Raw genomic sequence first — 13,817 nt, 5'->3', positions numbered from 1 at the left:
GCCTTCCAAAGAAGATAGTTTTGTGCAACTGGAAGGTGAAGGCATGATAGAGATCGACGGAAGCCATGGAGAGGGAGGGGGTCAGATTCTCAGGACAGCCGTGGGCCTGTCCTGCCTCTTCAACAAGCCCTTCAGGATATTCAATATCAGGAGGGGGCGGAAGAGACCGGGGCTCATGCCCCAGCACCTGACCGGGGTCAGCGCTGCCAAAGAGATCACAGATGCAGAGGTCAGGGGCAACAGCGTGGGTTCGACGGACCTTTTCTTTGTCCCCCACTCTGTAAAGAGCGGCGACTTCTCCTTCGATACCGGCACTGCGGGCTCAACGCTCCTGGTTCTCCAGACGATTGTCCCCTCCCTTATGATGCTGAAGAACAGGAGTACCATCACCCTGAAGGGAGGAACCCACGTACCCTTTAGCCCGTCCCTTCACTATATAGCAGGTGTTTTTGTCCCCACAATCCAGCGATTGGGGGTGAGGATGACCGTACGGATCGAGTTGTATGGCTTTTATCCAAAAGGCGGAGGAACGATCAGGGCCGACATATTTCCGGCGGAGACCCTTAAGCCACTCAAGAGTATGAGGAGAGGAAGGGTCTTGAGGCTGACAGGATGTTCGGCCGTCGGTAATCTCCCCTTGCCCATCGCCGAGAGGCAACGGGATATAATGATAAAAAAGCTGGAATCTCAAGAGGAATTGTCGGTAGCTCCAGAGATAATGGTCATGAGTGTTCCAGCCCACGGACAGGGGACCTTTGTCTACCTCCAGGCGGAATCTGAAGACGCTGTCGCAGGTTTCTCTTCCCTTGGAGAACGGGGGAAAAGGGCTGAAACCGTGGGTGAGGAGGCAGCAGATGAATTCCTTCGCTACTACGGAACGGGCTCGTCCTTCGATCCCCACCTGGCAGACCAGATCGTTCTCTATCTCGCTCTCTGCAGAGATGAATCTGTCTTCACCACGTCCTGCATCACCAAGCATCTCATGACAAACCTCTGGGTGATAGGCCTGTTTCACGACTTCAGGTGCTCTGTCGATGGCGAGATCGGAAAACCGGGAACGATAACGATCAATGGTCATTAAGAAGGAGGTACGATGATAATCGGTGTCCCGAAGGAGATCAAGAAAGAGGAATATCGGGTGGGTATGACCCCTTTTGGTGCTGATGAGCTCAAGAAGGACGGCCATACAATTCTCATTGAGACCGGTGCTGGAGAGGGAAGCGGTTTCTCAGACGACGAATATCTGAAGGCGGACGCCGATATCGTTGACAGAAGGACCGTCTTCAACAAATCGGACCTTATCGTCAAGGTAAAGGAACCCCTCCCGCCTGAATTTGACCTTATCGTGGAAGGGCAGGCGATCTTCGCCTATCTCCACCTCTCACCAAATCCTGAGCTTACAGGACTGCTCCTCAGGAAAAAGGTGACCTCCCTTGGCTACGAGACCCTCGAGAAGGACGGCACCCTGCCGCTCCTTACGCCAATGAGCGAGATCGCCGGCAGGATGGCGCCCCTCATGGGCGCCTATTTTCTCCAAAAGATCCACGGTGGCGAAGGCATCCTGCCGACTGGGGCGATCGGAGTTAAGCCTGCACATGCCCTGATACTCGGGGCCGGTGTCGTCGGAAGCAATGCGGCCCGGGTCTCTATCGGAATCGGCATGGAGACGTCTGTCATGAACAGGGGCATTGAAAGGCTGCAGAGGCTCGACGAGGTCTTTTCGGGAAGGATCAGGACGCTGCCGTTGACCGAGTACAACATACGAGAGGAGATCAGGAATGCAGACATCGTGGTCGGAGCGGTCCTTGTTCCCGGCGGGAGGACACCCATCCTGATAATGAGGGATATGCTCAAGACCATGAAAAAAGGCGCGGTGATCGTAGACGTCTCTGTTGACCAGGGCGGGTCTGTTGAGACGTCGAGAGCGACATCCCATGATAACCCCGTCTACGAGGTCGATGGCATCATCCATTACGCCGTCGCCAATATGCCGGGCGCATATCCAAGGACCTCTACCTTGGCACTGACGAATGCAACGCTCCCTTATATTAAAGAGATGGCCAGGCGCGGCATAGAAGACGCTGTCGGGGGGGACGCTGTTATCATGAGCAGCCTGAATACCTACCGCGGTCACATTGTCCACAAGGCTCTTGCGGAATCCATAGGTGCAACGTACAAGGGCATCGGCGAAATAACGCGGTAGTTTTTCCTGTGGGTGACCACAGGCAGAGCGCTTTGAGGCAATCAGGCGGGCCCTTGGTCGCTTCCGTTCCGGCGGTGACCTTTTGAATGGCCTCGGTTTACGATTATGGCCGGTATTTTCTTAGTCTCCAATATCGAAATGTGCGATCATCAATTTGTCAAGGGGGAACCAGCTAAAGACAGGACAAATTTTTCAAAGAGATCTTGGGAGAAATGGTTTAGCATCTGTTTCTTCATAAGGGTAAGGGCATCAAAGGGCTTCAGTTTTTTTTGGTATGGCCTGTCAGCTGTTAACGCATCATAGACATCGACTATGCAGCATATACGCGCATAAATGTGAATGTCGTCCCCCCTGAGCTTTTCAGGATAGCCCGTCCCATCCTCTCTTTCATGGTGCTGTATTGTGATAATACGGCATTCCTCTGTCAATTGTTCTGCGTCTTTCAAGATTTTATATCCCTCATAGGGATGTCTCCTCAACTGCAGCTTCTCTTCGTCAGTAAGCCTTCTGGGCTTATCAAGCACGGAAGAGTCAATGCGCACCTTGCCTATATCATGAAGGAAAAAACCTGCCCCGAGCTCATGCATATTGTGGGCGTGAGAATTTTTGAACAGGGCCTTTGAAAAAAAGATGGACAGCACTCCGACATTGACCGAATGCGTATAGGTATAGAAATCGTGGGATGTTATGGTCAGAAGGTTCTGTGCAATTGTGTCCTCGGAAAGGATGAAGTCAACGACCTCGGCAATGCCTTCTTTTGCCTCGCGGATATTTTCCGCCTTAGGGTCCTGCAAAAGCCGCTCCATGATTGTAAGGGACGATTGATAGACAATCGCTGTCTTCTCGGCCGGTGCAAGGGTATTGCTGGTGACCGCCTCTCTTAGCTCATCGGGGACCAGCTTATCTTTTTCCCATTTTAGAGGCGGGGACGGATGCTTGTCCCTGTACTCTGGTGATTCTTTGTCTTCGACTCCCCTATCCTCTAAGTCTACAAGGACTTCTTTAAAACCAGTATCAATTATCTTCCGGATCTGATCACGGGATGATATCTTAAATTCATTTCGGAGAAACGGGTGATCAAACCATGATGCAGGCAGCTTAACATGCATGCCTACCTTCAGTTCTGTGGCTTTTATACTTTTTTTCATCTCAAAGCCGGTTTATTTGTGAGTAAAGCCTTGCTGTATGGCGAGTCTTTCATCGTTCTCCCGCAAAACACCAGCCTTCATAACGAACACCCTCTATGTAATCTTTTCGGCTCAAGCAGAAGAAAACTTTAGGGACGCCGCCCTAGACCTCCTCATCACTTTTCTTTATCACCTTCAGCGGACTTCGAAAAACCGTGGAAGAAATCCCACTCGCCTACGATTCATCTCTTCCTCTGCTTCAGGGCCCGAAAGCCTTCGAGGTTGTCGATGAACTGGCGGGCGGTCCTTCCGGAATAGCTCCCATGAGACAGGGACCACTGCATGGCCTTCTTCGCCAGCTCTTCAGGCTCGATATCGATCTTTCGCAGCTTGGCATAGTTATGAACGATATCCAGGTAAGTTTCGGCGTCAAAGTGGAGCATGCCGAGCCTGAGGCCGAACCTGTCGCTCAGGGACAGCCTTTCCTCAAGGGTCTCAGCGGGATGGAGTTCTCCGTCTGAATAAACAGGCAGGTTGTCCCTCTGCCTCTCGGGCATGAGATGCCTCCTGTTTGAGGTGGCATAGATGAGCATATTCTTCGGTCTCGTTTCGAGACCTCCCTCAAGGATCGCCTTGAGCTGACGATAGGATGATTCTTCCTCCTCAAAGGAGAGATCGTCACAGAAGACGATGAAGTGCTCTGACCTCCCCCGTATCATATCGGCAATTTCAAAGAGATGGAAAAGGGTATCCCTTGGCATCTCGATCATTCTCAATCCCTGATCACGGTATGCGTTGAAGATCGCCTTGATCGCCGAGGATTTTCCCGTTCCCCTCGGACCGTGCAAAAGGACATTATTACAGGGGAGATTTCCGAGGAACTGCTCGGTGTTCTCTCTCAGGGATATCTCGACAGACCCGATCCCCCGGAGTTCACAAAAGCTCACGGGATCGGGCTCTGCAATCCCCTTTAAAGAGGCGTGACCATTCAGCTTCACAGCCTTGAACGCATCGAATTGATCAAAGACCTGAAAGTCGACCTGGGGCAGGTAAAGATCCGCCAGCCTCCGGAGAGACCTGTTCAGGGCCTTTAATTCATTTATGATATCATCATCCATATGAGTGCACGAAACGATGTTTATCATGCTATTATCAGGCAAGAACCCTTTTTTATCAAGCCTCAGGAAGAGCAAGAGGGACAGTTGGCATGCTAGACTATACCATCTTGCCGAAACAGAGAAGGAGGAGATATGAGACGTTCTCTCATAGGTCTGGCAATTATCTGTCTGGTGTCGTTCAGCATAGCAGCCCATGCTGAGATGAAGGATAAGAAATTCACAAAAGAGGAGATCAAGAAGATGTCAGAGACCAAGGCCATAATCGAGACGAAGTTCGGAAACATCGACCTCAGGTTTTTCCCCGAAGTCGCTCCCAATCATGTCAACAACTTTATCGAGCTTGCGAAGAAAGGATTCTATGACGGGACGACATTCCATCGCGTCATCCCCGGCTTTATGATCCAGGGCGGCGACCCGAAATCGAAAGACCTGAACAAGGCCGGCCACGGTACCGGCGGACCCGGATATACGCTGAAGGCAGAGTTCAATGATAAACCTCACAAGAGAGGAACGCTCTCTATGGCAAGGGCTGCAAATCCTGACAGCGCCGGATCACAGTTCTTTATCTGTGTTGCCGACGCTCCTTTTCTAAACAAGCAATATACCGTTTTCGGCGAAGTCATTTCAGGAATGGACGTGGCGGACAAGATCGTAAGCCAGCCGAGAGACGCGAGGGACAACCCCGATGAGAGGGTCGAGATGAAGGTCAGGATCATCGAGAAGTAGGCACTGGTCACTGTTCGCACGGTCCGCTGAAGAGGACAACCGTTCATCACTCCTTACAGGGTGGGAATGAAAGGGATGGCAGGACGTTTAGAAGACTTCATAGACGATGCCGGAATCACAATTGACCTTATTGACACGCGGAACAGAATCATCATGGTTATCGGAGGTTCCGATACCGGTAAGACGACCCTTATCGCGTGCCTCTGTGATCTTCTCTCAAGACAGGGGGCTGCCGCTATCGTTGATCTGGATGTGGGGCAGTCTCATATAGGCCCTCCGACCACCATCGCCTGGGGCAGGGTTGAGGGGGGATTCCGGGAATGGTCGGATATCGCCGTAGAGGATTTCTATTTCACCGGTACGATAACGCCCATGGGAAGTCTCCTCTCCTCAATCGTCGGAGCGAGGATGGTAACAGAGCGCGCGGTCTCTTCCTGTGAGAAGGTGCTTATCGACACCTCGGGGCTCATTGCAGAACCGGCCGGACGCGTGCTCAAACAGTTCAAGATCGATGTCATCTTTCCGGACATCATTATCGGCCTTGAACATTCGGGGGAACTAGCCGGTATCCTCGATGCCTTCCGTTTTCACAAACGCCCAAAAGTCCTTAGGCTTTCTGTTCCTCCACAGACCGAATCAAGGAGCCCTTCAAAGCGGAATCTCCACCGGTTTGAGAAGATCACGGAGTATTTTAATCCTGCCGAGATCAGAGAAGTTTCGCTCAGGAATGTCGGCATTCGGTTTACCGGGGACAAACCGCAATTCTCCGGGATTAGAAACAGAATCGTCTCATTCAGGGATGAAATGAACAGGGACATGGCCCTCGGTATCGTTGAGGAAGTCATACTCCGCGACGATGTCCTTTTAATAAATACCCCGCTCGAAGACGTAGCGAAGGCTTCGGCCATTGTTGTAGGCAGAACAGAAGTAGATCGGGATAAGAGGGAGCTGAGAGAAAGAAGAATATCAGGCTGAAGATAGCAGATCATCTACTGTAATGTCTCATGGATACCTTTACTCGTAACTGTCATTCCAGCTTGCCTGGAATCTTTCAGAAGGATTGCGGACAAGCCGCAATGACAGGCGTCTAAGCCCTTGTGCTGAACTTTTGACTGTCTGGTTTTAATTGGTAACAGTCTCGAAATAGTATGCACATCAGAAAATCCCTCCTAACCTCCCTTTGCCAAAGGGAGGCATTACCCCTCTTTTCCAAAGAGAGGGGAGGGGAGATTCTAGGATCTTCTCTCTCCTGTCCCTCGTTTTCTTGTCGACGATAAACCTGTGTGAAAAGAATTATTACGACCTTCGTGAGAAGCTGCTCTCACCTTCTTCTCGAGTCCATCCTGTAACAGCTGCCAGGAAATCTCTTCGCATATTTCTTCATCTCAGTAGCGATCTCGCTCACCTGGCCGTAATGGGAGAAGTTCTTATATTTGTTATGGGCAACACCGATGGAAAGGGAGATGAAGGGGAAGGTCCTCTTGACTCCGTCCCTGTCATGAGACTCTATGAGACCTTTTTCGCGGTCTTCGGCATCGTAGAAACTCTGGATGATCTCATCGAAATTTGAGATAAGATCGGTGCAGACGGCGTCGAGGTTTTCGAAGGGGACGATGAAGACGAAATCGTCGCCCCCGATGTGACCGACGAAGCTTTCGGAAGGGGCCTTCATCTTCATGACGTTCGTGATGAGCCGGGCGGTCATGCGCAAGACCTCATCTCCCCTCGAAAATCCGTATCTGTCATTGAAGGGCTTAAAGTAATCAATGTCCGTATAGGAGAGGGCGAATATGGCTCCTGTGTCGAGTCTCCGCTGGATCTCCTTGATGATCGTAATATTTCCGGGGAGACGTGTGAGGGGGTTGGTTTCGAGGATCTTCTGGACACGGGACATGCCGAGGTCGATCCTGAATGCGACGTCTTCTATTCCGAAGGGTGTGAGAATATAATCATCGATAATAGACCTGAGTTGAAGGGTCTTGAGCTTCTCCACGTCATCTGTGGCGATGAGGATCGGCAGATGACCGAAGAGCGGGTCCGATTTCAAGGTTAGGATCACTTCCGCCACCTTCATGTTCAGGACGTCGTAACTAAGGAGAATGAGATCAGGGGGGACGGTGAAACAGAACTCAAAGAGACGGTTGATATTATCCATAAGCACGACGTCGTAACGGGTGCCGATGGTTTCTGTGATCCTCTTGTTTAGACCTCCATCGTTGCTAATGAGGGCGATTGTCTTCATCAGATGACCAGATCTTCAGCCTCCTGAACACTGTCTTCCATCGTCATGAGCGCCTCTCTCATATCGGACTCCGTCAAAGCAAGCTCCTCCCATGTCCTTGGGTTGACTGCCGGAACCAGTCTGTCTCCCGCAAAGCCGATGCCCCTCGCCCTTACGAGGACATCGGCAAGGTGGACAATAGCGGTCTGGAGCGGGGCATTTTTTGCAAGAGAAGGTTTATGGTGATAGGCTATCGGTTCGATGAGCGTCACGGGGAAATTCCATTTCTTCGAAAGCCAACCACCCGCTTCAGCATGGCTTAAGGGGAAGACCTTTTCTTCGGCGTCCCTGATGAGTATCTCTTCTTTCTCGGATATCGAAAGCGCAGCCTCGTAGTCTTCAGAAAACTTCGTCTTCATGGCGACCTTGCCGATGTCGTGGAGAAGCGCAGATACCATGACTTCCTCGGGCTCATTGAGTCCCTTCCTCATAGCTATCGAACGGGCAAGAACAGCGGTCGAAAGAGAGTGCTCCCAGAGTCCCATCATCGTCTTTTCCATGATCTCGAAGACCGATATGCCGAGGAGCATACCTTTTACCACATTCAGTCCAAGGAGTATCAGGGCCTGGGAGACTGACGAAATCCTGCCGGGAAAACCGTAGATCGGTGAATTCACCATCTTGAGGAGTCTTGCAGTGAGGGCCTGGTCCTTCGATATGACATTGCCGAGTTCGGTGAGGGAGAGTGTGGGCGAATCAATGGTCGATAGCAATTTTCTGACTACCGGCGGGATCGTCGGAAGGCTGTCGACCTGTTCTATCTGATCACGAAGCTGTTGGGCGTTCATGCTCTGGATAGAGGGACTCTATATGTTCCTTCATGATTTTCTTTATTATTGCCATATGAGGCTCTTCTCCTATCTTCTTGAACCGCTCATCGAGGAAGAGGAGTTCCTCTTCCATGGACCTGCTCGGCGCTGCCGTGCCCTCAACATAAAGGGAAGGGATGTTCATTGATTGAAGCCTTGAGATGAATTGTTCCGTGAGGACCGTGCCTTCCCCGAACATGGTCATGCCCGTCTCGTTCTGGACCGACTTGGCGAGTTTCATCCCCGGTTGTGCGGATTCCGCACTGATCTTTCTCAATTGAGACCGCTCCTTGTGATAAGACGAACTCTCTGAATTATAGAGATTCGCCGTAGGATATTACAATAGGAGAATCCGCTCCCACCTATCCAGCGGGACTTCGTCGGCATGAGAACAACGGATTCACTCATTCCCGCCAGGCATCCCGCCTGTCCCCGAGGTACCGGCACGCGTCACCCTCCTGGTGAAGGTTCCTGTGCCGCTAAAAACCGTTCATCCGCTGCTCCCATGCCTTTCGAAGCACCTCTCTTTGGTTGAGGGCGAATCATAAGGACTTCGCGGGTACCTTGAAACAACTTTGTGGTCTCTTTACAATAGAACCATGAAAGAATTGATTGTCATTGGCGGCGGACTCGCCGGGTGTGAGGCCGCGTGGCAGGCTGCAAAGAGCAACGTTAAGGTCGTCCTCTATGAAATGAGGCCCACGAAGTTCACCGAGGCCCATAAAACCGGGTTATTGGGGGAACTGGTCTGTTCCAATTCTCTTCGTTCAGCCGATCCTATGAGTGCTACCGGCTTACTGAAGAGAGAGCTTCAGATGGCCGACTCCCTGATCATGGCAGCTGCTGAGGCAGCCCGGGTCCCTGCGGGGAGCGCCTTTGCCGTCGACAGAGCTGCCTTCGCCGGGTTCATCACAGAGGCCATTTCTGACAACGAAAATATCCGGGTCGTGAGAGAAGAGGTCAGGGAGATACCTGATACTTTTTCGATTGTCGCAACGGGTCCTCTGACGTCAGAGGCGATGGCTGACGCCCTGAGGAGACTTATGGGTTCAGAATACCTCTCCTTCTATGACGCCATTGCGCCGATTCTCGACGCGGAGAGCATCGATTACGAAAAGGTCTTTTTTGCCTCCCGCTACGGCAAGGGAGGCGATGACTATATCAACTGCCCAATGACAAGGGAGGAGTATGAGGTATTTTATGATGCCCTTCTCGAAGCCGACAGAGTCAACCGGAGGGCCTTTGAGGACGAAAAGGTGTTTGAAAGCTGCATGCCCGTTGAGGTGATGGCGCTGCGGGGAAGAGACACCATGAGATTCGGCCCGATGAAACCCGTCGGTCTCAAAGATCCTCGAACCGGCCGCGACCCTTTTGCCGTTGTTCAGTTGAGACAGGAGAACAACGAGAAGACTGCATACAACATGGTCGGCTTTCAAACCCGTCTCATCGTGCCTGAACAGAAGCGCGTCTTCAGACTGATACCAGGTCTCGAACACGCAGAATTTCTCAGATTCGGAAGCATCCACAGGAACACCTTCATCAACTCACCGTTCTTTGTGGACAGGGATCTGTCGCTGAGGCTGGGACAGAACGTCTATCTTGCCGGTCAGATCACTGGTGTTGAAGGGTACATAGAATCAACGGCTGCGGGGCTTCTCGCAGGGATAAACGCTGCACGGAGGATGGACGGGAGATATCCTCTCGACGTGCCTCCGACTACTGCCCATGGTTCGTTGGTCCGTCATATAACTTCGGAAACCAGGGACTTTCAGCCCAGTAATATCAATTTCGGCCTCTTCCCTCAAGCGGAATCTGACAGAGGAGACAAGAAAGTGAGAAGGAGACTGCTTGTAGAGAGGGCCCTGGAGGACTGGGACATCTTTGTGAAGAGGGCCATGGAATGAAGGAATTCATAGACCAGTTTCTGAGGTACATGGAGACGGAGAGAGGGGCCTCCCCGCATACCATACGATCATACAAAAAAGATCTTGAGGCCTTTTTCGCGTATGTTAAGTCCGAGCCGCAATCCATGGAGTCTATCGAGATCAGGGGATTTCTTGCGAGCCAGATGAACAGGGGCCTTGAAAAGAGTACGGCAGGGAGGAGGCTCGCGACGATACGGTCCTTTTTCAGATTTCTCCACAGGGAGGGGCATGTGAAGACCAACCCCGCCAAGCTGGTCAGTACCCCGAAGAAGGCGAAACTGCTTCCCAAGTTCCTCAGTGTTGACGATGCCTTTTCCCTTGTCGAGAAGCCTGAAGGTATCGGTTTTCTGCCCGCGAGGGACAGGGCGGTCCTTGAGCTGCTCTATTCCAGCGGTCTCAGGGTGAGCGAACTCTCCGGTCTGAACCAGGATGATGTGAACATCAGGGAAGGTCTTGTGAAGATACGGGGCAAGGGCAAGAAAGAGAGGATCGCTCCCGTTGGCAAGAAGGCCCTGGACGCGTTGAGGGCGTACATGATAGAGAAGGTCCTATTAAGGAAAAGAGAGCGGGCCTTTTTTCTGAACCGCCGGGGAACACGATTGACAGACAGGGGAGTAAGGCGTATAGTAGTAAAATATGCTCGCTCCGCATTGCTTGACGGGAAGATAGGGCCCCATACCCTCAGACATACCTTTGCAACCCATCTTCTCCAGGGAGGTGCCGATTTAAGGGTTATTCAGGAGCTTCTGGGTCATTCATCCCTGTCGACGACCCAGAAATACACCCATCTGGACATAACGCATCTGATGGATATTTACGATAAGGCCCATCCTCTATCGAAAGAGCACGAAGGGTGAATGTGACGGCCTGAAAAGGGAGAAGGTTTTGAGCGGCATGAAGGAACGGAGGATTTGACTGATGTTTCGGGGAACGACGATACTCTGTGTGAGAAGAAACGGAAGGGTTGCTATCGGCGGTGATGGCCAGGTAACCCTGGGTAATACCGTACTCAAGCAGAACGCAAAGAAGATACGGCGCATGTATAATGACAAGGTTATTGCCGGTTTTTCCGGTGCAACTGCCGATGCCTTTACGCTCTTCGAAAAATTCGAGGGCAAACTTGAATCCTACAGGGGCAATATAACAAGGGCCGCAGTCGAGTTGGCCAAGGACTGGAGAACGGACAAGGTGTTGAGAAGGCTTGAGGCGCTCCTCATCATCTCCGACAGTGAGCACTCCTTTATCATCTCGGGCAATGGAGACGTTATCGAGCCTGAAGGCGGCGTTGCGGCCATCGGGTCAGGAGGCCCTTTCGCCCAGGCCGCGGCAACGGCACTCTATGAGAACACGGAACTGGCGGCAAGGGAGATTGTCGAAAAGGCCATGGAGATAGCGGGCTCCATATGTATTTATACCAATAAGAATATAACGATTGAAGAATTGTAGGCCAGGAGGCATCACCTATATGGATCACTTGACGCCGAAAAGAATAGTCGAAGAACTCGACCGGTATATTATCGGACAGCACAAGGCTAAAAAGGCCGTTGCTATTGCCTTGAGGAACAGATGGCGAAGGCAGAAACTCGCTCCTGACATACGGGATGAGGTCTTGCCGAAGAACATCATCATGATAGGGCCGACGGGTGTTGGGAAGACCGAGATCGCAAGGAGGCTTGCGAAACTTGCCAATGCTCCCTTCTTGAAGGTGGAGGCATCAAAGTTCACGGAAGTCGGCTATGTCGGCCGTGACGTGGAATCGATGATACGGGACCTCGCGGAGATCGCCGTTAATATGGTCAGGACGGAGCATGTCGAAAAGGTGCAGGAAAAGGCAAAGACATTGGCCGAGGACCGGCTCCTCGATTATCTCCTTCCTACACCCCGCTCTGTGAGGGGTATAAATACCGATGAGGAGAAGGAGAACTACCAGCAGACGCGCGAGAGGTTGCGGCAGCAACTCCTCGAAGGCAAACTCGATTCGAGGTATGTCGACATCGAGGTCAAAGAGAAGAGCATGCCCTTCGGGGTCGTGTCGAATGTGGGACTCGAGGATCTTGAGATCAATCTGAAGGAGATGCTCGGTAATTTTCTTCCCGAGAAGGCGAAGAGAAAAAAGGTAAAGGTCCCTGAAGCGCTGACAATCCTTATACAGGAAGAGGCGAACAAACTCATCGATATGGACAAAGTCAAGAAGGAGGCCGTTGAGAAGGTAGAACAGACGGGCATCGTCTTCATTGACGAGATAGACAAGGTAGCAAGCAGGGGGAGTTCCTACGGCCCTGATGTATCACGGGAAGGGGTTCAGAGAGACCTCCTGCCCATCGTCGAAGGCTCCACGGTCTCGACAAAGCACGGTCCTGTCCGAACAGACCATATCCTCTTTATCGCGGCCGGGGCATTTCATATGACAAAGCCTTCGGACCTCATCCCCGAACTCCAGGGAAGGTTTCCGATCAGGGTTGAGCTCGATCCCCTCGGGAAGGAGGAGTTCGTGCGCATTCTCAAAGAGCCCTATAATGCCCTCACAAAGCAGTATAAGGCCCTTATCGCAACAGAGGATATGGACATAGAATTTACCGAAGATTCCATAGACGAGATTGCGGATATTGCCGCGATGGTGAATGAAAAGACGGAAAATATCGGCGCACGCAGGCTTCATACCGTTCTGGAAAAGCTTCTTGAAGACATCTCCTTCGAGGCGCCTGAACGAAAGAACGGGAAACTGATCATCAACAAGGCCTATGTCAGGGAGAAACTCGCAGAAATTGTGAAGGATGAGGACCTCAGCAGATATATCCTCTAGGGACACTCTTCATCCAACCACGGCAAAACTTCTTTTGCTTTCGATGATCTGTCTTCTTGGGTCCTGCAGCTCTGCCCATTACGGAACCCAGCGCGAACCGGGAACTCTTGTCGCTTCCTGGTATGGCCATGAGTTCCAGGGCAGGCAGACTGCGTCGGGAGAGAGATACGACATGAATGCCTTGACCTGTGCCCACAGGGAATATCCCTTCGGGACTATGGTAAAGGTCACAAACATTGCGGGGGGGAAATCCGTTCAATGTACGGTTAACGACAGGGGGCCCTTTATTTCCGGCAGGGATATTGATCTCTCCTATGCAGCCGCAAAGGAGATTGATCTTATCGGACCTGGAACAGCCATTGTGAGGATCGAGGAACTCGGTCGCGATTCGGCGTATGTCAAAGAGGTTCGGTACCTGCCAGCAGGGGGAGGAACATCCTCTCCTTTCACCATACAGGTCGGCTCATTCAGGGAGCTCGACAATGCGCAACACCTGAAAGACGGACTCGACCTGAAGTACAAGGGTGTCTTCATCGCCGAGACCGTGATTGACAATTCCACATTTTACCGGGTCCGGATCGGAAAGTTTTCCGGAAGGGGGAATGCCTTTCGCTTCGCAAAGACCCTTGCCGAAGAGGGCTACAGCCCTATCATCATGCATTACGATGATCGCATCTGATGCGATAACCCTTACTCTCTCGTCACCGCAGTTTACATCAATTCATCCGTTTTCTCACCGAGGACCGACATCCGCTTCTTCGCAGAGAGTGAGCCTCTGTGGCGAGGACTGACCGGAAAATTTTTCCTCCATCGAGAAAGTTTTTC

Annotated in this window: 14 protein-coding genes; 9 read left to right on the top strand and 5 right to left on the bottom strand. The window is 51.8% G+C overall.

Annotation, left to right across the window (positions count from 1 at the left end):
* The first annotated feature begins 22 nt into the window (after positions 1-22).
* Complete coding sequence (gene rtcA / locus VFG09_09865) at positions 23-1,081, top strand: RNA 3'-terminal phosphate cyclase (GenBank protein ID HET6515452.1); 1,059 nt, start codon at positions 23-25, stop codon at positions 1,079-1,081.
* Between the two features lie 12 nt (positions 1,082-1,093).
* Positions 1,094-2,203 carry an alanine dehydrogenase gene (gene ald, locus VFG09_09860; GenBank protein ID HET6515451.1) on the top strand — a complete coding sequence of 370 codons (1,110 nt, stop codon included), beginning with the start codon at positions 1,094-1,096 and terminating at the stop codon, positions 2,201-2,203.
* A gap of 149 nt (positions 2,204-2,352) precedes the next feature.
* Here ald and VFG09_09855 read toward each other — a convergent pair whose 3' ends face one another.
* Together VFG09_09855 and VFG09_09850 are read right to left on the bottom strand one after the other, a co-directional pair.
* Positions 2,353-3,351: an HD-GYP domain-containing protein gene (locus VFG09_09855; protein HET6515450.1), complete on the bottom strand. Its 999-nt coding sequence runs from the start codon at positions 3,349-3,351 to the stop codon at positions 2,353-2,355.
* A gap of 221 nt (positions 3,352-3,572) precedes the next feature.
* Positions 3,573-4,475 carry an ATP-binding protein gene (locus VFG09_09850; protein HET6515449.1) on the bottom strand — a complete coding sequence of 301 codons (903 nt, stop codon included), beginning with the start codon at positions 4,473-4,475 and terminating at the stop codon, positions 3,573-3,575.
* Positions 4,476-4,580: 105 nt separating this feature from the next.
* On the opposite strand from VFG09_09850, the gene VFG09_09845 reads away from it, so the two are divergent.
* Both VFG09_09845 and VFG09_09840 read left to right on the top strand, forming a co-directional pair.
* Entirely contained in the window at positions 4,581-5,174 is a 594-nt protein-coding gene (locus VFG09_09845; GenBank protein ID HET6515448.1) for a peptidylprolyl isomerase, read from the top strand.
* Between the two features lie 75 nt (positions 5,175-5,249).
* Positions 5,250-6,149 carry a Clp1/GlmU family protein gene (locus tag VFG09_09840; protein HET6515447.1) on the top strand — a complete coding sequence of 300 codons (900 nt, stop codon included), beginning with the start codon at positions 5,250-5,252 and terminating at the stop codon, positions 6,147-6,149.
* A 346-nt stretch (positions 6,150-6,495) separates the two neighbouring features.
* Here the strand turns inward: VFG09_09840 and VFG09_09835 are convergent, their stop codons facing one another.
* The 3 genes from VFG09_09835 to VFG09_09825 are packed head-to-tail and all read right to left on the bottom strand — an operon-like array spanning position 6,496 to position 8,541.
* A complete protein-coding gene (locus VFG09_09835) occupies positions 6,496-7,416 on the bottom strand; it encodes a diguanylate cyclase (protein ID HET6515446.1) in 921 nt (306 codons plus the stop codon).
* Positions 7,416-8,243: an HDOD domain-containing protein gene (locus VFG09_09830; protein ID HET6515445.1), complete on the bottom strand. Its 828-nt coding sequence runs from the start codon at positions 8,241-8,243 to the stop codon at positions 7,416-7,418. Before VFG09_09830 ends, VFG09_09835 begins: the two co-directional genes overlap by 1 nt.
* The gene (locus VFG09_09825) at positions 8,221-8,541 is read right to left on the bottom strand and encodes a hypothetical protein (protein ID HET6515444.1); all 321 of its coding nucleotides are present in this window, start codon (positions 8,539-8,541) and stop codon (positions 8,221-8,223) included. The genes VFG09_09830 and VFG09_09825 overlap by 23 nt, the downstream gene beginning before the upstream one ends.
* A gap of 322 nt (positions 8,542-8,863) precedes the next feature.
* On the opposite strand from VFG09_09825, the gene trmFO reads away from it, so the two are divergent.
* The 5 genes from trmFO to VFG09_09800 all read left to right on the top strand — a co-directional run bounded on the left by trmFO (position 8,864) and on the right by VFG09_09800 (position 13,671).
* Positions 8,864-10,168 (top strand): methylenetetrahydrofolate--tRNA-(uracil(54)-C(5))-methyltransferase (FADH(2)-oxidizing) TrmFO, encoded by a 1,305-nt coding sequence (gene trmFO / locus VFG09_09820; GenBank protein ID HET6515443.1) that lies wholly within the window; start codon positions 8,864-8,866, stop codon positions 10,166-10,168.
* Positions 10,165-11,046 carry a tyrosine recombinase XerC gene (gene xerC, locus VFG09_09815; protein ID HET6515442.1) on the top strand — a complete coding sequence of 294 codons (882 nt, stop codon included), beginning with the start codon at positions 10,165-10,167 and terminating at the stop codon, positions 11,044-11,046. Before trmFO ends, xerC begins: the two co-directional genes overlap by 4 nt.
* Before the next feature lie 61 nt (positions 11,047-11,107).
* A complete protein-coding gene (gene hslV, locus VFG09_09810) occupies positions 11,108-11,635 on the top strand; it encodes an ATP-dependent protease subunit HslV (protein ID HET6515441.1) in 528 nt (175 codons plus the stop codon).
* A 19-nt stretch (positions 11,636-11,654) separates the two neighbouring features.
* The gene (gene hslU, locus VFG09_09805) at positions 11,655-12,992 is read left to right on the top strand and encodes an ATP-dependent protease ATPase subunit HslU (GenBank protein ID HET6515440.1); all 1,338 of its coding nucleotides are present in this window, start codon (positions 11,655-11,657) and stop codon (positions 12,990-12,992) included.
* Positions 12,964-13,671, top strand: coding sequence for a septal ring lytic transglycosylase RlpA family protein (locus VFG09_09800; protein HET6515439.1), 708 nt, complete (start codon positions 12,964-12,966; stop codon positions 13,669-13,671). The genes hslU and VFG09_09800 overlap by 29 nt, the downstream gene beginning before the upstream one ends.
* The last annotated feature ends 146 nt before the right edge of the window (positions 13,672-13,817 follow it).

The organism is Thermodesulfovibrionales bacterium (genome assembly GCA_035686305.1).
GTDB lineage: Bacteria > Nitrospirota > Thermodesulfovibrionia > Thermodesulfovibrionales > UBA9159 > DASRZP01.
The sequence above is the reverse complement of the archived record's forward strand: the minus strand, read 5'-3'. Positions and strand labels throughout refer to the sequence as shown.